Raw genomic sequence first — 18,838 nt, forward strand, 5'->3', positions numbered from 1 at the left:
GTCGGCTGCGGGCCGTGGGAGTCCGCCACCGGGATCACCCGGTTGGCCGTACGCCGTGCCGCCCTTCCCGCGGCTCGGCTCCGCGTCGCCGCGAAGACGGCGGGCCGCGGGCGACGCGGGGCCGACGGTCCGCCGGCCGCCCGTGGTGAGCGGGAGCTCGCCCGGATGCCGCGTGCCTCCACCGGCCCGGTGGCGCCGTGCCACGCTCCCGCCGGGCGTTCAGCACGAGGGGGCGGTACCGCACGTGCGCTGCTGTGCCGGGTCCAGGTCCGAGTACAGCAGCGCGGTGGCGGCGTCCTCGGCCTCCGGCGCGGCGACGGGATCCCAGTCGGCTCCGAGCACCGCGACGGCCTCGGCCCGGCGCCGCGCTTCTCCGGGGGTCAGGTCGAGGGTGAAGGGGGACAGGTGGTCGGGAGCATCGGGCTGGTCCATGCGTACGCCTTCAAGTGGTGCGAACCGCTTGAAAGCCACATGTACCAGCCGGTGCCCGACCGCCGGAAGGAGGTGTGACGGATCCCCTCGCCGGCCGGGCGCACCGGCGGCTTCCGCCTCGGCCGGGCCTCTGGCCGGCGCCCGGACACGAGCCCGCGAGGACGTGGCACGAGCCGGACCCCACCGGGTGCGCCCGCGTCTCGCGCCGGGCGGACGGTCAAGGGGCGAGGAGACAGACCTGGGGCGACGGCGGCCCGGGGCGGCGGCCCGGGGTTCTCCGGCCGGGCCGCCGGGCGCCCCCGGACGGCGGCCGGGGAGCGGCACAGGAGGAGCGGCCCAGGGGAACCGCGCAGGTACCGCCCCGGCCGCCGGATCATCCCGTCAGTAGACCGACTCGGCCTCGTCCATCCGGTCCTTCGGGACCGTCTTCAGCTCGGTGACGGCCTCCGCCAGCGGGACCATCACGATGTCCGTGCCGCGCAGCGCCGTCATCCGGCCGAACCGCCCCTGGTGCGCGGCCTCCACCGCGTGCCATCCGAAGCGCGTGGCGAGCACCCTGTCGTACGCGGTCGGGGTTCCGCCGCGCTGGATGTGACCGAGAATGACCGGCCTGGCCTCCTTGCCGAGGCGCTGCTCGAGCTCGTGGGCCAGTGCCGTGCCGATGCCCTGGAAGCGCTCGTGGCCGAACTTGTCGATCTTGCCCTTGCCGTAGTCCATGGTGCCGTCGGCGGGGTGGGCGCCCTCGGCGACGCAGATCACCGCGAACTTCTTGCCGCGGGCGAACCGTTCCTCGACCATCTTCACCAACCGGGCGGGGTCGAAGGCGCGTTCGGGCAGGCAGATGCCGTGGGCGCCGGCGGCCATGCCGGACTCCAGGGCGATCCAGCCCGCGTGCCGGCCCATGACCTCGACGACCATGACCCGCTGGTGGGACTCGGCGGTGGTCTTCAGCCGGTCCATCGCCTCGGTGGCGACGCCGACGGCGGTGTCGAAGCCGAAGGTGCGGTCGGTGGAGGAGATGTCGTTGTCGATCGTCTTCGGGACGCCGACCACCGGCAGGCCCGCCTCCGACAGCATGTGCGCCGCGGTGAGCGTGCCCTCGCCGCCGATCGGGATGAGCGCGTCGATGCCGAAGTCCCGGATCATGTCCGAGGCGTTCTCGCAGGCCTCGCGGAGCCGGTCGCGCTCCAGGCGGGAGGAGCCGAGTATGGTGCCGCCGCGGGCCAGGATGCCGCTGACCGCGTCGAGGTCGAGGGTGCGGTAGCGGCCGTCGAGCAGGCCCGCGTAGCCGTCCTCGAAGCCGATGACCTCGTCGCCGTAGTTGTCGACCGCTCGGTGCACGACCGACCGGATCACTGCGTTCAGGCCGGGGCAGTCGCCGCCTGCGGTGAGAACTCCGATACGCATCGTGCAGTCGTCTCCTGGTCGCTGGAATACCGGTGAGCCGTCTCCGATTGTTCCATGCCGCCCGGGGCACCGCGGCCCCGTGCCTTCCCCGGCGCCGTTTCCCGGTGCCGATCACCCTGCCGCCCCCGGCCTGCCCCGTGCCCCCGGCCCGGGCCGGCTCCCCGGCCGACGGTGGATCCGCCCCGGTGTCCCGGGCCCCCCGTTCCGGGGACTTTCGTGCGGGGCACCGGACCGGGGAACCGGTACCGGCGGCGTCGGGCGCCCCGGCCGCCACCGTGACGCGTTCCCGGAACGTGTCACGGCCGACGGACCCGCCCCCCCTGGCCCGCCGGACCGGCCCACGGCGTGCGCCTCCCCTCCGGGCCTCGCCGGAGCCCACGAGCCCGGCGTGATCCGGACGGGGCCGCTGCACGCACCGGGCCCGCTCACCCGGCCCGGGGGCACCGCCCGCTGCCACCGACGCGCTCACCCGGACGGGCCCCGTCCCCTTCCGGCTTCCCGGGCCGCCCCGGGAAGCCGCGTATTCGTCTCCCCACCCCGCCTCCGACCCTCGGGCGGGCACCCCGACCAGCGGCGGAGGTACTGTCGAGGAGGATCCGCGCGCCCCGGCGGGCGGGTGTCGGCCGGTGCCGGGAGGCCCCGGTCCACAGGGCCTGAAGCACCGCGAGACCCCGACGAAACGGAGCGCGCGTGACCCGCAGTGTGTACGTCACCGGAATCGACCGTGGCGACGGCCGCCAGGTCGTCGAACTGGGAGTGATGGAACTCCTGACCCGGCAGGTCGACCGGGTGGGCGTCTTCCGTCCCCTGGTGCACGACGGCCCGGACCGCCTCTTCGAACTGCTGCGCGCCCGCTACCGGCTCACCCAGGACCCGGCGTCCGTCTACGGCATGGACTACCAGGAGGCGTCCGCCCTCCAGGCCGAACGCGGCACCGACGAACTGGTGTCGACGCTGGTCGACCGGTTCCTCCCGGTGGCCCGCGAGTACGACGTCGTCCTCGTCCTCGGCACCGACTACGCCGACACCCAGTTCCCCGACGAGCTGTCCCTGAACGCCCGCCTGGCCAACGAGTTCGGCGCCTCGGTGATCCCGGTCGTGGGCGGCCGGAAGCAGACCTCCGAGTCGGTGCGCGACGAGACCCGCAACGCCTACCGCGCCTACCACACCCTGGGCTGCGACGTGCTCGCCATGGTGGTCAACCGGGTGGCCCGCGAGGACCGCGACGAGATCGCCGAGCGGCTCGCCCCGCGGCTGCCCGTGCCCTGCTACGTCGTCCCCGACGAACCCGCGCTCGCCGCCCCCACGGTGGCCCAGATCGCCCACACCCTCGGCGCGAAGGTGGTGCTCGGCGACGACTCCGGGCTGGCCCGCGACGCCCTGGACTTCGTCTTCGGCGGCGCCATGCTGCCCAACCTCCTCGCCGCCCTGACCCCCGGCTGCCTGGTCATCACCCCGGGCGACCGCGCCGATCTGGTCGTCGGCACGCTGGCCGCGCACAGCGCCGGCACCCCTCCGATAGCCGGCGTGCTGCTCACCCTGGACGAGGTGCCCGCCGACCGCATCCTCACGCTCGCCGCCCGGCTCGCCCCCGGCACCCCGGTGCTGTCGGTGCCCGGCAACAGCTTCCCCACCGCCGAGCAGCTGTTCTCCCTGGAGGGGAAGCTGAACGCGGCCACCCCGCGCAAGGCGGAGACCGCGCTCGGCCTCTTCGAGCGGTACGCCGACACCGTCGAACTCACCCGGCGGGTCTCCGCGCCCAGCAGCGACCGGGTGACGCCGATGATGTTCGAGCACAAGCTGCTCGAACAGGCCCGGTCCGACCTCAGGCGGGTCGTCCTGCCCGAGGGCGACGAGGAGCGGGTGCTGCGCGCGGCCGAGGTGCTGATGCGCCGGGGCGTGTGCGACCTCACCCTGCTCGGGCCGGTCGACCGCATCCGCAAGCACGCCGCCGACCTCGGCATCGCCCTCGGCGACACCCAACTGATCGACCCGGCCGCGTCCGAACTGCGCGACGCCTTCGCCGAGAAGTACGCCGCCCTGCGCGCCCACCGGGGCGTCAGTCTCGAGCTGGCCTACGACGTCGTCTCGGACGTGAACTACTTCGGCACGCTGATGGTGCAGGAAGGGCTCGCCGACGGCATGGTGTCCGGCTCGGTGCACTCCACGGCCGCGACCATCCGCCCGGCCTTCGAGATCATCAAGACCAGGCAGGACGCGTCCATCGTCTCCTCCGTGTTCTTCATGTGCCTGGCCGACCGGGTCCTGGTCTACGGCGACTGCGCGGTCAACCCCGACCCGGACGCCGAGCAGCTCGCCGACATCGCCGTGCAGTCCGCGGTCACGGCCGCACGGTTCGGGGTGGAGCCGCGGATCGCGATGCTGTCGTACTCGACGGGTACGTCCGGCTCCGGCGCCGACGTCGACAAGGTGCGCGAGGCGACCGAGCTGGTCCGCGCGCGCCGCCCCGACCTGCGGGTCGAGGGGCCGATCCAGTACGACGCGGCCGTGGAGCCGTCGGTCGCGGCGACCAAGCTGCCGGGCTCCGAGGTCGCCGGGCAGGCGACCGTGCTGGTCTTCCCCGACCTGAACACCGGCAACAACACCTACAAGGCCGTGCAGCGCTCGGCCGGCGCGGTCGCGGTCGGCCCGGTGCTCCAGGGCCTGCGCAAGCCGGTCAACGACCTGTCCCGGGGCGCCCTCGTCCAGGACATCGTGAACACCGTCGCCATCACGGCCATCCAGGCCCAGTCCCCCGCACCGGCCCAGTCCCCCGCACCGGGCCAGAAGGCAGCGTCCCAGTGAGCACCCGTGTCCTCGTCCTCAACTCCGGTTCCTCGTCGGTGAAGTACCAGCTGCTGGACATGAGGGACCGCGGCCGGCTCGCGGCCGGCCTGGTCGAGCGGATCGGCGAGCGGACCTCCCTGGTCCGGCACACGCCGTCGGCGTCGGGCGGGGCGCCCAGGGAGCGGACCGGGCCGGTCGCCGACCACGCGGCCGCCCTGAAGGCGATGGCCGAGGAGCTGGCCGCCGACGGGCTGGGGCTCGACTCCCCCGAACTGGCCGCGATCGGGCACCGGGTGGTGCACGGCGGGATGCACTTCACGGAGCCGACGGTCGTCGACGACGCGGTGCTCGCCGAGATCGAGCGGCTCATCCCGGTCGCCCCGCTGCACAACCCGGCCAACCTGACCGGCATCCGCACCGCGACGGCGCTGCGCCCGGACCTGCCGCAGGTCGCCGTCTTCGACACCGCCTTCCACACCACGATGCCGGAGTCCGCCGCCCGCTACGCGATCGACGCGGCGACCGCCGACGAGCACCGGATCCGCCGCTACGGCTTCCACGGCACCTCGCACGCGTACGTGTCCCGCCGGACGGCCCGGCTGCTCGGGAAGGCACCCGAGGACGTGAACGTCATCGTGCTGCACCTGGGCAACGGCGCGTCCGCGTCGGCGGTGCGGGGCGGGAGGTGCGTGGACACCTCGATGGGTCTGACGCCCTTGGAGGGGCTGGTGATGGGTACCCGGTCGGGAGACGTGGACCCGGCCGTCATCTTCCATTTGACGCGCGTTGGCGGAATGTCCGTCGACGAGATCGACACTCTCCTCAACAAGAAGAGCGGTCTGGTCGGTCTGTGCGGTGACAACGACATGCGGGAGATCCGGCGCCGGATCGACGCGGGCGACGAACAGGCGGAACTCGCGTTCGACATCTACATTCACCGTCTGAAGAAGTACATCGGCGCCTATTACGCCGTTCTCGGCCGGGTGGACGCGGTGGCCTTCACCGCCGGGGTCGGCGAGAACGCCGCCGAGGTGCGGGAAGCGGCCGTGGCGGGCCTGTCCGGGCTGGGCCTGGAGATCGACGCCGGGCGCAACGGCGCGCGCGGCGACGGACCGCGGCTGGTCTCGCCCGAGGGTGCGCGGGTCGCGGTCGCCGTGGTACCGACGGACGAGGAAATGGAGATCGCCACCCAGACCTACGCACTGGCCGGAAAGGACAACTGAGCGGCGACCGCCTCATGTGTCCCTTCCGCCAGACGGAATATTCCGGAGCGAAACAAACCGTTAGGATCGCCCCATGCGCCGTTCCAAAATCGTCTGTACTCTCGGCCCCGCGGTCGACTCCCACGAGCAGCTCGTCGCTCTGATCGAAGCCGGCATGAACGTGGCCCGCTTCAACTTCAGCCACGGCTCGCACGCCGAGCACCAGGGCCGGTACGACAGGGTCCGTGCCGCCGCCAAGGAGACGGGCAGGGCCATCGGCGTCCTCGCCGACCTCCAGGGCCCGAAGATCCGCCTGGAGACCTTCGCCGAGGGTCCCGTCGAGCTGGTGCGCGGTGACGAGTTCACCATCACCACCGAGGACGTCCCGGGCGACCGGACGATCTGCGGGACGACCTACAAGGGCCTGCCCGGTGACGTCTCCCGCGGCGACCAGGTGCTGATCAACGACGGCAACGTCGAGCTGAAGGTGCTGGACGTCGAGGGCAGCCAGGTCAGGACGATCGTCATCGAGGGCGGTGTCATCTCCGACCACAAGGGCATCAACCTGCCCGGCACGGCCGTGAACGTGCCCGCGCTGTCCGAGAAGGACATCGAGGACCTGCGGTTCGCGCTGCGCATGGGCTGCGACCTGGTCGCCCTGTCCTTCGTCCGGGACGCGAAGGACGTCGCCGACGTCCACCGCGTGATGGACGAGGAGGGCCGCCGGGTGCCCGTCGTCGCCAAGGTGGAGAAGCCGCAGGCGGTGGAGAACATGGAGGACGTCGTGATGGCGTTCGACGGTGTGATGGTCGCCCGCGGCGACCTCGCCGTCGAGTACCCGCTCGAGAAGGTCCCCATGGTGCAGAAGCGCCTGATCGAGCTGTGCCGGCGCAACGCGAAGCCGGTGATCGTGGCGACCCAGATGATGGAGTCGATGATCACCAACTCCCGTCCGACCCGCGCCGAGGCCTCCGACGTGGCCAACGCGATCCTGGACGGCGCGGACGCGGTCATGCTGTCGGCCGAGTCGAGCGTGGGCGCGTACCCGATCGAGACCGTGCGGACGATGTCGAAGATCGTCCAGGCGGCCGAGCAGGAGCTGCTGTCCAAGGGCCTGCAGCCGCTGGTGCCCGGCAAGAAGCCGCGCACGCAGGGCGGTTCGGTGGCCCGTGCCGCCGCCGAGATCGCCGACTTCCTCGGCGGCAAGGGCCTGGTGGCCTTCACCCAGTCCGGCGACACCGCCCGCCGGCTGTCCCGCTACCGTGCGGTCCAGCCGATCCTGGCGTTCACCACGGACGAGTCCACCCGCAACCAGCTCACGCTCAGCTGGGGCGTGGAGCCGCACGTCGTGCCGTTCGTGAACAGCACGGACGAGATGATCGACCTGGTCCAGCAGGAGCTGGTCCGGCTGCACCGCTTCGACGAGGGCGACGTCGTCGTGATCACCGCCGGCTCGCCTCCCGGCGTCCCCGGCACCACCAACATGGTCCGCGTCCACCACATGGGCGGCGTGACCAGCTGACCGGCCGGCGCGCGCAGCGCGTGTACGGCACCGGGGGCGCCCCCGGCGGCAGGGGGCGCCCCCGGTGTTTCCCCGCGACTCCCGGAGTGGTCCGTCGGACGCTCGGGGGGGTACCGGTTCAGGTGACGTACTGGCTCAGTCCGGGGATGCGCAGGGTCCCGCCGAACTGGCCGGCCTGCTGGACCGTCACGTCCGTGAAGTAGATCAGGGGGATGTTGAGCGGCGGCGGGTTCTCCGGGTCGAAGGTGACCGGGATCAGCCCGAGCAGCTTGCCGGAGATGGACTCCGTGTACATGACGGTGTCGCCGTCGCGGATGGTGGACGTCGACCCCTCGGCCGCCCGCACGTGGTGGGTCCTGCCGGACGTCTTGTCCTCGACCGTCTGGTGCAGGTCACCGATGTCGGTGCCGTCGGAGACGACGTACTTCAGGACCTTCTTGATCCTGCCGCTCGCGGTGCGCACCTCGACGATGCCCTGGTAGTCGGCGCCCTTCAGCGTCAGCGAACTGGCGTTCAGGAACCACGGGTCCTCGGGCAGCAGGATCCTGTTGTCGACCCCGCCCTCGGCGTCGGTGGCGACCGGGCAGTCCCCGGCATCGGCCGTGGCGCTCCCGGAGGGGCTGGGGCCGGGGTCCGGCGAGGCGGTGGCCCCGGGGGGCGCGGTGGCCTCCTCGGTCTCCGCGACGGCGTCCTCCGCTGCCTCGTCCGCCCGGCCGGCCGCTTCCCCGGCGGCGTCCTCCACGGCGTCGGCGGCCTTCCCCGCGGCCTTCCCGGCGGACTCCTCCCCCGTGTCCGTCTCGCCCTCGGCGGACGCGGAGGCCGACGGGGTGGGGCTCGCGGTCGCCTCGCCGGTCTTCCTGTCCTTCGGGGTGAGGAGGTCGGTGAGGGAATCACCGAGCTTCTCCAGAGCGTTGCGCTCGGTCTTCGAGGGCGACGGCTCGGGCTCCTCGGCCCGGTCGCCGGAGGACTCGGAGCCGGCGGGCGCCGTCCCGTCCTCGTCGTCGGAACCTGAATCCGGCGAAGAGGGGGGGTCGTCGTCCGTGTCCTCGCCCGCGTCACCCTCGTCCGGGTCCGGGTCCGCGCCGGAGTCCTCGGCCGCGTCGCCGTCGGCGGAGGCCGAGGGGCTCGGCTCCGTGGTGGGCTCCTCGGCCTCCGGGGAGGCCGTGTCACTCGCCGGCGCCGACGGGCTGGATGAGGAGGACGCGCCGCCCTCGGAGGCCTCCAGGGCCGCCACGCAGTCCCTGTACTCGTCGGCGGTCAAGCTGTTCGAGAGCGGCTGCTGCTCGTCGGCCTGGGCCAGCGTCGGCGTGAACCCCATGCCCATGAGGACCGCGGTCGGCATCGCCGCGAGGGCTATCGCCTTCCCGGCGGGCATGTGGAACCTGGTGAACAGCGGCTTCCTGGGGGCCGCGTGGCGCGGCCCCCTTCTCTCCGGGGCCGGCGCCACGGCGGCGCTCCGGTCCCGGGCCCCGTCAGCCGACACGGTGCCCCCTGTCGTGGTCCTCGATCCGGGCGCCGTCCGCCTCCCCGGATCCGCCGGCCCCGTGCGGAGGATGCCACTGCCCCGTCCCGGCGCCCTCGGGAGCACTCTCGGAGGTGTCCTTCTGCGCGCCGTTCCTAAAGGGCCCGCCGGGGAGCCTCCAGCGTCCGCCCGCCTCGGCCTGCGGCTTGTCCGGCACCCAGGAGAGGGCCAGCGCACCGCCGACCAGCGCGAGCAGGAAGCCGACGACGAAGCCGCCCATGTTGGAGACCACCAGGGACACCAGGGCCAGGAGGATCGACGCCACACCGGCGAAGATGCGGGTGGCCTGCTGGAACCACATGGTCAGGCCCAGCGTGATCAGCAGGAGGCCGATGATCAGGGAACCCGCGCCGGCGGTCGTCGCCATGGCGAGCGACATGTGCCCCAGCTTCAGCGTGGTGTAGGGGAAGTAGGCGATGGGCACCCCGCCGAGCAGGGTGAACAGGCCCGCCCAGAACGGCCGGGTGCCCCGCCAGTCACGGAATCGCAGACGCAGCCGGGTGAAGGTCCCGGCGCTCTGGACCGGAGTCTCGGCACTCATGGAAAACAGCTCCCTGGTCCGGTGGAAGTACGTACCGGCTCGGCCGTGGGCGTGGAGAAGCCGGAGGTCTGAGTCTGTGGGGGGGGTGGCCCGGCACGCGGACCGGGCGGCCAGGGCGGAGAAGCAACGGCTTCCCCGCCCCCTGGGGCAGCTCAGCCGCCCCGGAACGCCCCGGTGACGGGAGCCGTCAGTAGCACTCCATCTTGGGGTCCGCGCCAAGGCGCATCGACAGGCCGCTCAGCTTGAACGTGCCGGCCGTGGTCGCCCACGCCGTCTGCTCGACGCCGTAGAGATCGGCCGTCTCCGCCTGCTGGGCGAAGCCACCCGGCAGGGTGGTCTTCCCGTCCTTGTTCGCGGGGCCGCGCGTCTTGTCCTGGATCGCGACGCCGATGTCGATGTTCTTGAACTCCGCGTCGGCGTCGAGCTGGGCGACGTCGATGTAGAGGTTCTTGGCCACGACCGGCTTCTTCGCCTCATTGCCCGCCTCGAGACGGAGGTAGACCGCCCCTACGAGGGGGACCTCCGTCTTGACCGACTGGCACATCTTGGTGATCGTCGCGTCGTCGAAGGACGAGATCGCGACCGGGACCTGCGTCTTCCTGTCGCCCTTGGTCGACGTGTAGACGGTGTCTATGCCGCCGTACTGGGCGAACCCCTCACCGTGCAGGTGAGCGGCCGTCACCTTGAACTGCTGGCCCGACACGCTGAACGACGCCGCGAGGGCACCCTGCGCCAGGCCGACACCCACCGCGGCCGTGGCGACCACGCTGGGCACCATGACCACGGCGAACCGCTTCCATCTGGTCCCGCCACGCACCTGGGACTCCATATTTCCTCCTTCTCGGACGTACATCTCCTGCTCCGACGCGCCGCCGGCAGGCGGACGGCCGGGCAGGGATGGGAGAAGTGCTACGTCCTCGGGAAGGGGAGCGCCGCGCCCGGCGGCGCACTAGGCGTCCGAGTCACCGGCGATCACCCCCGAGCGACAACCACTGGTCGCGCCTGACACGCATCACGCACAACCTGCCGGACAGGCTTCGCCGGGCGGGCGAAGACCCCCCTGTCCGAGAACCGGCTCCACTGCCACCGGTTCTGCCCGGTGGGGACCCAGGGCGCCCGTGTCCCGACCGGATGTCGGGGTACGGGCATTGGACCGAGCGTCGCCGATCGTGGTGCATTCTCGCCGCCCGCACAAGGGGGTTCATTACTTGCCGGTAACGACCGGGCGGCCGAGGGGCGACACGCCGACGCCGGACGGCGACCCTCGGTGTCCCGGGGGGAGATCGCAAAGCGGTTGTTCGCCGGATGGAACGCGACAGATCCACGCAGGCGACTTACTCGCAGTAACAGCGGCCGCGATTACCAAGTTTCGGTAAAGCGCGGCCGCACCGGCCTCCGTTGACCATTCCTTCACTCGGGCATCACTTCTCCGGAGACCGCCTTCGGACGGCCGGAACCAGGTGCCCGCCCCGCTCTAGAACAGGGCGCGTGCCAGTGCCCGACGTGCCGCGACGACCCGCGGGTCCTCGACGCCGATCACCTCGAACAGCTTCAGCAGCCGCACCCGTACGACCTCGCGGTCGTCGCCCGCGGTACGCCCCACCGTGTCGATGAGCCGGCCGAAGGCGTCCTCCACGTGGCCGCCCGCCAGGTCCAGGTCGGCGGCGGCGAGCTGCGCCTCGACGTCCTTGGGGTTCCCGGCGGCGTCCGCGCGCACCTGCTGCGGGTCCACACCCTGCACCCGCTGGAGCAGTTCGGCCTGGGCGAGGCCCAACTGGGCCTCCGGGTTGCCCGGGTCGTCGACGAGCACGTTCCGGTACGCCTGGATCGCGCCGCCCAGGTCACCGTCGTCCAGCGCCCGCACCGCGGCCTCCAGCAGGGCGTCGTACGGACCGGCGGGCTCCTCGGCGTCCGAGGCCGCGGGGCCGCCCCCGGGCGCGGCGTCGGGGTCGACGGTGAGCCCGGTCAGACCGAACCGCTCCTCGGCGACCTGCACCAGCTGGTCCAGCGTCTGACGGATCTCCGCCTCGCCGGCGGCCCCCTGGAAGAGCGGCAGCGCCTGTCCGGCGACCACCGCGAAGACCGCCGGGATGCCCTGGATCCCGAACTGCTGCATCAGCATCTGGTTGGCGTCGACGTCGACCTTGGCGAGCAGGAAGCGCCCGTTGTACTCGACGGCGAGGCGCTCCAGGACGGGACTCAGCTGCTTGCAGGGCTCACACCACTCGGCCCAGAAGTCGATGACGACCGGGACCTCGGCCGACCGCTGCAGGATCTCGTTCTCGAAGCCGGCCTCGTCGACGTCGATGACGAGGTCGGCAGGGGAGACGGCGCCCCCGCCGCCCTGCCGGACCGCTTCCGCGCGGGCCTGCTCCGCCTTCGTCTTGGCCTCTTGGGCCGCCTTCACCGCGGCGAGGTCGACGACCCCGCTCATGGACATGTTCCGTGGCTGCATGCGCCTATCCTCCCCCGTACTCGCGCGTCCGCGAAAAGCGCCCGGAAAACCGGTACGTCCGGGCGCCGTCGGGCGCCGGTCCCCACCCCACGCCGGTGGCCGGGGAACGGGTCCGCGGCTTCATCCCCATCCCGCTGCGGGGTCTCGTCACGGACGCCACCGGCCCGCAGCGGGAGGACTCCCCTGCCGGACCGGGACCCCGCACCGCCCGGCCACCCGGCGGACCGGCCGCCCAGCGGTCCGGTCAGAAGCCCGCAGGCTCCGTGTACACCCCCCACTCCTCACGCAGCACGTCGCAGATCTCGCCGAGGGTGGCCTCCGCGCGGACGGCGTCCAGCATCGGTTCGATCATGTTGGCGCCGGAGCGGGCCGCGTCGAGCATGCCGGCCAGGGCACCGCGTACCGCCGCGTCGTCGCGGGCGGCCTTGCGCTCGCCGAGGGTGCGGACCTGTTCGCGTTCCACCTCGTGGCTGACCCGCAGGATCTCCAGGTCGCCGGTGACCGAGCCGGTGTGGACGTTGACGCCGACGACGCTCTTGTCGCCCTTCTCCAGGGACTGCTGGTAGCGGAACGCCGACTCGGCGATCTCGCCGGTGAACCAGCCGTCCTCGATGCCGCGCAGGATGCCGGAGGTGACGGGGCCGATGGGGTGCCGCCCGTCGGGGTGGGCGCGCAGGCCGCGCTCCTTGATCTGTTCGAAGATCTTCTCGGCGTCGGCCTCGATCCGGTCCGTCAGCTGTTCGACGAACCAGGAACCGCCGAGCGGGTCGGCCACGTTGGCGACGCCGGTCTCCTCCATGAGCACCTGCTGGGTGCGCAGGGCGATCTCGGCGGCCTGTTCGCTGGGCAGCGCGAGGGTTTCGTCCAGGGCGTTGGTGTGCAGGGAGTTCGTCCCGCCGAGCACGGCGGCGAGGGCCTCGACGGCGGTGCGTACGACGTTGTTGTACGGCTGCTGGGCGGTCAGCGAGACGCCCGCGGTCTGGGTGTGGAAGCGGAGCCACTGCGCCTTCTCGCTCTTCGCGCCGTACACGTCCCGCATCCAGCGGGCCCAGATGCGGCGCGCGGCGCGGAACTTGGCGATCTCCTCGAAGAAGTCGAGGTGCGCGTCGAAGAAGAAGGACAGGCCGGGGGCGAACACGTCCACGTCGAGCCCGCGGCTGAGCCCCAGCTCCACGTACCCGAAGCCGTCCGCCAGCGTGTACGCCAGTTCCTGGGCGGCCGTGGAGCCGGCCTCGCGGATGTGGTAGCCGGAGACGGAGAGCGGCTTGTAGGCGGGGATGCCGGCCGCGCAGTGCTCCATCAGGTCGCCGATGAGGCGCAGGTGCGGCTCGGGCGTGAAGAGCCACTCCTTCTGGGCGATGTACTCCTTGAAGATGTCCGTCTGCAGCGTGCCGTTGAGCACGGCGGGATCCACGCCCTGGCGCTCGGCGGCGACGAGGTACATGCAGAAGACGGGCACGGCCGGCCCGCTGATCGTCATCGAGGTCGTCACGTCCCCGAGCGGGATGCCCCTGAACAGGACCTCCATGTCGGCGGCCGAGTCGATGGCCACCCCGCAGTGCCCGACCTCGCCCAGGGAGCGCGGGTCGTCGGAGTCGCGGCCCATGAGCGTGGGCATGTCGAAGGCGACGGACAGTCCGCCGCCGCCGTTGCCCAGGATCATCCGGTAGCGCTCGTTGGTCTGCTCGGCGTTCCCGAACCCGGCGAACTGCCGGATCGTCCAGGTACGCCCCCGGTAGCCGGTCGGATACAGGCCGCGGGTGAAGGGGTACTCACCGGGCCAGCCGATCCGCTCGAACCCCTCGTAGGTGTCCCCGGGCCGGGGCCCGTACACCGGCTCCACGGGGTCGCCGGAGAGCGTGGTGAAGTCCGCGTCGCGCTTGCGTGAGGCGTCGTACCGGGCCTGCCAGCGACGGCGACCCTCCTCGATGGCGTCAGCATCCATGCCTTCGAATTTACTAGGACGTCCTAGTAAATGTCGATGGCTGACCGCCGCACGCTGCTCCGTACGGCGGCACGGCTCAGGAAGGACGCGGGACCGGGAACCCCCGGGACGCCCGGTGGTGACGCCCGGCGACTACGCCTTGGCGGCCGCGGGCGTCTCGGCGGCGGACGCCGACTCCAGCTCGCGGGAGATCCGGCGCTCGACGAAGAACGCGGCGGTCGGGACGGTGCCGGCCAGCAGCACCCAGATCTGCTTCTTGACCGGCCACTTCAGCTTGGAGCCGAGGTCGAAGGCGAAGACCAGGTACAGGATGTACAGCCAGCCGTGGGCGATGCTGACGACCTGCGTGAAGTCGGCCGCGCCGTCCATGCCGAGCGCGTACTTGCCGATCATGCCGAAGGTCAGCAGGACGAGCAGGACACCGGTGACATAGGCCATGACCCGGTAGCGGGTCAGCACGCTTCGCTTCATGGCGTCGAGCGTAACGGTCCGTTCCGGCGGATCCCGGACCGGGTCCGGGGCGCCGTCGCTCACCTCTCCTCGAAGTCCCCGGCGGCGAGGCGCAGCGGACGGAGCATCGCGAACAGCTCCGTGCACTCCGCGGCGTCGTAGGCGCCGAGGCCGAAGTCCATCGCCATCAGGTCGGCGGTGGCCGCCTCGACGACCTCACGGCCCTTGTCGGTGATGCTCGCGAGGGTGCCGCGGCCGTCGTTGGGGTTGGGACGCTTGGCGACCAGGCCCGACCGCACCAGCCGGTCCACGGTGTTCGTCACGGACGTGGGGTGCACCATGAGCCGCTCGCCGATCTTGGACATCGGCAGCTCGCCGGACTGGGAGAAGGTCAGCAGCACCAGCGCCTCGTACCGCGCGAAGGTGAGCCCGTACGGCTTGACGACCGCGTCGACCTCGGCCAGCAGGATCTGGTGGGCGCGCATGACCGAGGTGATCGCGGCCATGGACGGCACGCTCCCCCAGCGCTGCTTCCAGAGTTCGTCGGCACGGGCGATGGGATCGAACGAGAGACTGAGCGGCTTCGGCACGCAGCAGACCCTACCGGCCGGTCACATGCCGGTCAGCCCTGTCTCGCCCTTCGATCAAGACCTGTGCGCCACCCCACCGTTGAGCGTTCGCTCAAAACGGCGTACGCTCCCTGTCACACCTTTTGAGCACTCGCTCAAACACGCTGCTGACAGGGGGCGGACATGAGGCTGTACAGAGAGACGCGCGTCCGCGCGGATCTCGACGAGCTGTGGGCGCGCACCCAGGATCCGGCCGAGCACCAGCGCTGGGACCTGCGCTTCACCGAGATCCGTCGCCTCCCGCGCGCCCGGGGCGAGTCCCGGCACTTCCGCTACGCCACGCGCGTGCTGCCGTTCCTGACCATCGCCGGCACCGGCGTCTCGGCCGGCGAGAAGGAGCGACCCGACGGCACCCGCACCTCCGCGCTCCGCTTCTCCTGCCCGCACCCGCTCTCCCCGCTCGCGGACGGCAGCGGCTACTGGCGTTACGTTCCCGACGGGACCGGCACCGGCGTGCGCTTCCTCACCGGGTACGACTACCGGTCCCGCTGGGGTGCCGTGGGCGCGCTCGCGGACCGGCTGGTGCTGCGGCCCCTGATGGGCTGGGCGACGGCCTGGTCCTTCGACCGGCTCCGGATCTGGCTGGAGCACGGGGTCACCCCCGAGCACGCCCGCCGCAACTGGCTGACGGAACTGGCGCTCCGGGCGGCGGTGACCACCGCCGCCGGCACCGTCCTCGCCCTGGAGCCGGCCGCCCCGCCCGGCTCCGCGGGAGCCCTGCTGTCCCCGCTGCTCCTCGTGGCGGCGATCGCCGCCGCGCTCCTCGTCCCGCCGTCGGCCCGCACCCCGGCCGCCCGCCGCTGTCTGCGCACCCCGCCGGTCCCGGTCCGTCCGCCCCGGCTGCTGCGCACCCTGGAGACCCCGCGATGACCTCGATCTTCCGCACCGTGATGGGCGCCGACTTCGACCGCCTCCACCCCGAGCTGCGACGCCGCTTCTCCGTCGGCCTGACCAGCGGCGAGGCCTGCACGGGCCACGGGGTGATGGACCGCGTCTGGCACGGCGGCGCCTTCGTGAAGCCGTTCCTGGCGCTCGGCGCGACCCGCAACATCCTGGTCCCCCGCCAGGGCCGGCACGTCCCCTTCACCATCGAGAACGTGCCGTACACCGACGGCTTCGGCCGTGAGACGGTGACCTTCGTGCGCACCTTCCGGCTGTCCGGCCGTCCCCGCCGCTTCGACGCCCAGATGGTGCTGGGCCCCCGGGGCGACCGCATCGTCGACTACCTCGGCACCCACCAGCATCTCGCCACCGACCTCCGCTTCCGCGCGGAACCCGACGGTTCCCTGCTGGTCCGCTCGGGCGACCACCGCTTCCGGGAGGGGCCGGTGGACGTGCGCGTGCCCGAGCTCGTCGGCGCGACCGCCCAGGTGCGCGAGTCCTACGACGAACGCGCCGGCCGCTTCCGCATCCGGGTCGACGTCACCAACCGCCGCTTCGGACCGCTCTTCGGCTACGAGGGTTCCTTCACCGCCGTCTACCGCGACATCCGCGCGCGCGGGGTGCGCCCCGGTCTGCGGCCGGTCCGTGAGGAGCCGCGCGCGTGAGCCCCGCCGACAGCACCAGGACGAAGCTGCTGGAGGGCGCCCTGCGCACACTCGCCGAACAGGGCATCGCCAAGGCCTCGGCGCGGTCGATCGCGACGACGGCCGGGGTCAACCAGGCGCTGGTCTTCTACCATTTCGGCTCGGTGGACGAACTGCTCTCCGCCGCCTGCCGCCACGGGGCCGAGCAGCGGGTGGCCCGCTACCGCGCCCGCCTCGCGGAGGTCGGCTCCCTCACGGAACTCCTCGCCTTCGGCCGGGAGATGCACGACGAGGAGCGCGCCGCGGGCCAGGTGGCCCTGCTCGGGCAGCTGCTGGCCGGCGCGCAGACCCACGACAGCCTGAAGGCGGCGACGTCGGCGGGGCTCGACCTGTGGATCGTGGAGATCGAGAAGGTCCTCGAACGGGTGCTGCCCAGAACCCCGTTCGGCGAGTTCACCGACACCGGCGGGCTCGCCCGCGCGGTGGCGGCGGCCTTCGTGGGCCTCGAACTGTACGAGGGGGTGGACCCGGCGGGGGCGGGCGCGGCGCTGGACGCCCTGGAGCAGCTCGGGATCCTCATCGCCGCCCTGGACGGTCTCGGCCCGGTCGCCCACCGCGCGGTACGCCATCACCTGCGCCGCACGGCGGGGCGCGCGTGAGGCACGGGGGACCCCGTCGCCGCCCCGCGCCCCTCGCCGCCCCGCGCCGTACTACGCGCTCTCGTGCGCGCCCCGGCCCAGGTGCCGCTCGACGGTGTCGACCTTGGAGGTGAGGCCGTCCTCGACCCCGGGGCGGATGTCCGCCTTGAGGACCAGGGAGACCCGCGGAGCGCGCGCCTCGACCGCTGCCACCGCGCGCCTCACGACCTCCATCACCTCGTCCCAGTCGCCCTCGAGCGAGGTGAACATGGCGTCGGTGCGGTTCGGCAGTCCGGACTCGCGGACCACCCGCACGGCGTCGGCGACGTATTCCCCCACGTCCTCGCCCACGCCGAGGGGTGTCACGGAGAAGGCGACGATCACGCGCTCACCACCCCTTCCGTGCGCGCGCGGGAGGCGACCACCGCGTCCTCGGCCTCCCGCTTGAGCCGGCGCTCGGCGAAGAAGCCGCCGGTGGGCAGGACCGACATCAGGAAGTAGAAGGCGGAGGTCTTCAGCGTCCACCGGGCGCGGTTCCAGGCGTCGGCCCAGAAGATCACGTACACGACGAAGAGGAAGCCGTGGATCGCGCCCAGCGCCGGAACGGCGTTGAACTCCGTGGTCCGCTTCAGGACCGAGGCCACGAGCAGCAGCAGGAACGAGATCGCCTCGGGGCCCGATACCAGGCGGAGGCGGCGGAGGGCACTGGCGGTCTTGAGGTCCACGGATCACCTTCGGTGGGAGAGACAGCGGCGTCTACGGGCGTACCGGGCCCGGCGGCCCGGCGTCCTGTGCCTGACGGTTTGTGAACGCATGCACAAGCGTCCGCCCATTGTGGCAAACACCGTCCGCGGCCGGGGGAGGGGGTCCGGCTTGGACGCGGGGCGGGCCCCGGGTCCACCCCAAGGGGTCCTCTCGCCAGGAGCGTCCGGTCGGGTCGCGTGGTCCGGCCCCGCGCACCGCAAGACGCCGGAGAGCCCTCGTGACGGAGCCGCCCGGGCTCTCCGGCAACGCGGCGAGGCGCGGTGCCGGGCCGCGCGACCCGATCGGACGCAGGGAAAGGGTCCCTCAGGGAATCTTCCGGGTGCGGGTCCCCCGGGAGGACCTGTTCCGGGGGCGGGGCTGCGGTTACCGTCACACACGTGGCGATGTTCCGACTTCAGAGCAGCAAGGTGCTCGCCGTCGAGATGACCGGGGACGCCGTGAAGGCGAAGAACGGCTCGATGGTCGCGTACGACGGCGACATGGCGTTCAGGAAGCTCAGCGGCGGCGGGGACGGCATCCGGGGGATGGTGACCCGGCGGCTGACCGGCGAGCAGATGACGGTGATGGAGGTGAAGGGGCACGGGGTCTGCTGGTTCGCGGACCGTGCCGCCGAGATCAACCTGGTCGGTCTTCGGGGGGACACGCTCTACGTGGAGTCGAGCAACCTGCTGGCGACCGACGGCGGCCTGCGCACGGGGACGGGCTTCACCGGTCTGCGCGGCGCCTCGCAGGGCAACGGGCTGTTCACGACCACCGTCGAGGGCCACGGCCAGGCGGCGATCATGTCGGACGGTCCCGCGGTGGTGCTCCGGGTCGCCCCGCAGTACCCGCTGACCGTCGACCCCGGCGCGTACGTGGCCCACCAGGGGAACCTTCGCCAGTCCCTCCAGTCCGGGGTGACGTTCCGCACGCTGCTCGGGGAGGGTGGCGGCGAGGCGTTCCAGATGCGGTTCGAGGGGGACGGGCTGGTGTACGTCCAGCCCAGTGAGCGGAACACGATCGCGGGAGACGTCTGAC

Annotated in this window: 18 protein-coding genes; 7 read left to right on the top strand and 11 right to left on the bottom strand. The window is 72.3% G+C overall.

Annotation, left to right across the window (positions count from 1 at the left end; translation table 11 throughout):
* Positions 1–219: 219 nt before the first annotated feature.
* Together ORI94_RS11530 and ORI94_RS11535 are read right to left on the bottom strand one after the other, a co-directional pair.
* A complete protein-coding gene (locus ORI94_RS11530) occupies positions 220–432 on the bottom strand; it encodes a DUF6400 family protein (RefSeq protein WP_266074401.1) in 213 nt (70 codons plus the stop codon).
* Between the two features lie 381 nt (positions 433–813).
* Positions 814–1,839: an ATP-dependent 6-phosphofructokinase gene (locus ORI94_RS11535; RefSeq protein ID WP_266074402.1), complete on the bottom strand. Its 1,026-nt coding sequence runs from the start codon at positions 1,837–1,839 to the stop codon at positions 814–816.
* Between the two features lie 690 nt (positions 1,840–2,529).
* Here ORI94_RS11535 and pta point away from each other — a divergent pair.
* From pta to pyk, 3 genes are all read left to right on the top strand, one after another.
* Positions 2,530–4,644 carry a phosphate acetyltransferase gene (gene pta / locus ORI94_RS11540; protein ID WP_266074404.1) on the top strand — a complete coding sequence of 705 codons (2,115 nt, stop codon included), beginning with the start codon at positions 2,530–2,532 and terminating at the stop codon, positions 4,642–4,644.
* The gene (locus tag ORI94_RS11545; protein ID WP_266074405.1) at positions 4,641–5,849 is read left to right on the top strand and encodes an acetate kinase; all 1,209 of its coding nucleotides are present in this window, start codon (positions 4,641–4,643) and stop codon (positions 5,847–5,849) included. The genes pta and ORI94_RS11545 overlap by 4 nt, the downstream gene beginning before the upstream one ends.
* A gap of 73 nt (positions 5,850–5,922) precedes the next feature.
* A complete protein-coding gene (gene pyk, locus ORI94_RS11550) occupies positions 5,923–7,350 on the top strand; it encodes a pyruvate kinase (protein ID WP_266074406.1) in 1,428 nt (475 codons plus the stop codon).
* Between the two features lie 118 nt (positions 7,351–7,468).
* Here pyk and ORI94_RS11555 read toward each other — a convergent pair whose 3' ends face one another.
* The 7 genes from ORI94_RS11555 to ORI94_RS11585 form a co-directional block, all read right to left on the bottom strand.
* Entirely contained in the window at positions 7,469–8,833 is a 1,365-nt protein-coding gene (locus ORI94_RS11555; RefSeq protein ID WP_416237805.1) for a hypothetical protein, read from the bottom strand.
* A complete protein-coding gene (locus ORI94_RS11560) occupies positions 8,823–9,413 on the bottom strand; it encodes a DUF6114 domain-containing protein (RefSeq protein ID WP_266074409.1) in 591 nt (196 codons plus the stop codon). The genes ORI94_RS11555 and ORI94_RS11560 overlap by 11 nt, the downstream gene beginning before the upstream one ends.
* 187 nt (positions 9,414–9,600) lie before the next feature.
* Positions 9,601–10,242, bottom strand: a complete 642-nt coding sequence (locus ORI94_RS11565; RefSeq protein ID WP_266074410.1) for a DUF6230 family protein — start codon at positions 10,240–10,242, stop codon at positions 9,601–9,603.
* 645 nt (positions 10,243–10,887) lie between these two features.
* Positions 10,888–11,868 (bottom strand): tetratricopeptide repeat protein, encoded by a 981-nt coding sequence (locus ORI94_RS11570; protein WP_266074411.1) that lies wholly within the window; start codon positions 11,866–11,868, stop codon positions 10,888–10,890.
* A gap of 244 nt (positions 11,869–12,112) precedes the next feature.
* Entirely contained in the window at positions 12,113–13,813 is a 1,701-nt protein-coding gene (locus ORI94_RS11575) for an acyl-CoA mutase large subunit family protein (RefSeq protein ID WP_266074412.1), read from the bottom strand.
* A gap of 132 nt (positions 13,814–13,945) precedes the next feature.
* Positions 13,946–14,284: a DUF3817 domain-containing protein gene (locus ORI94_RS11580; RefSeq protein WP_266074414.1), complete on the bottom strand. Its 339-nt coding sequence runs from the start codon at positions 14,282–14,284 to the stop codon at positions 13,946–13,948.
* A 59-nt stretch (positions 14,285–14,343) separates the two neighbouring features.
* Complete coding sequence (locus tag ORI94_RS11585; RefSeq protein ID WP_266074415.1) at positions 14,344–14,853, bottom strand: MarR family winged helix-turn-helix transcriptional regulator; 510 nt, start codon at positions 14,851–14,853, stop codon at positions 14,344–14,346.
* A gap of 162 nt (positions 14,854–15,015) precedes the next feature.
* On the opposite strand from ORI94_RS11585, the gene ORI94_RS11590 reads away from it, so the two are divergent.
* From ORI94_RS11590 to ORI94_RS11600, 3 genes are read left to right on the top strand one after another with little or no spacing between them, the layout of a single operon-like run.
* Positions 15,016–15,762 carry a hypothetical protein gene (locus ORI94_RS11590; protein WP_266074417.1) on the top strand — a complete coding sequence of 249 codons (747 nt, stop codon included), beginning with the start codon at positions 15,016–15,018 and terminating at the stop codon, positions 15,760–15,762.
* Positions 15,759–16,439, top strand: coding sequence for a DUF4166 domain-containing protein (locus ORI94_RS11595; RefSeq protein ID WP_266074418.1), 681 nt, complete (start codon positions 15,759–15,761; stop codon positions 16,437–16,439). Before ORI94_RS11590 ends, ORI94_RS11595 begins: the two co-directional genes overlap by 4 nt.
* Positions 16,436–17,077 (top strand): TetR/AcrR family transcriptional regulator, encoded by a 642-nt coding sequence (locus tag ORI94_RS11600; protein ID WP_266074419.1) that lies wholly within the window; start codon positions 16,436–16,438, stop codon positions 17,075–17,077. Before ORI94_RS11595 ends, ORI94_RS11600 begins: the two co-directional genes overlap by 4 nt.
* 51 nt (positions 17,078–17,128) lie before the next feature.
* On the opposite strand, the gene ORI94_RS11605 is transcribed toward ORI94_RS11600, so the two are convergent.
* Positions 17,129–17,440 (bottom strand): MTH1187 family thiamine-binding protein, encoded by a 312-nt coding sequence (locus ORI94_RS11605; protein ID WP_266074420.1) that lies wholly within the window; start codon positions 17,438–17,440, stop codon positions 17,129–17,131.
* Positions 17,437–17,781 (bottom strand): DUF3817 domain-containing protein, encoded by a 345-nt coding sequence (locus ORI94_RS11610; RefSeq protein WP_266074421.1) that lies wholly within the window; start codon positions 17,779–17,781, stop codon positions 17,437–17,439. The genes ORI94_RS11605 and ORI94_RS11610 overlap by 4 nt, the downstream gene beginning before the upstream one ends.
* A 423-nt stretch (positions 17,782–18,204) precedes the next feature.
* Here ORI94_RS11610 and ORI94_RS11615 point away from each other — a divergent pair, with 423 nt between their 5' ends.
* Positions 18,205–18,837, top strand: a complete 633-nt coding sequence (locus tag ORI94_RS11615; RefSeq protein ID WP_042167649.1) for an AIM24 family protein — start codon at positions 18,205–18,207, stop codon at positions 18,835–18,837.
* Position 18,838: the final 1 nt, after the last annotated feature.

Origin of the sequence: Streptomyces sp. NEAU-W12 (assembly GCF_026242095.1) — a bacterium.
Lineage (GTDB): Bacteria > Actinomycetota > Actinomycetes > Streptomycetales > Streptomycetaceae > Streptomyces.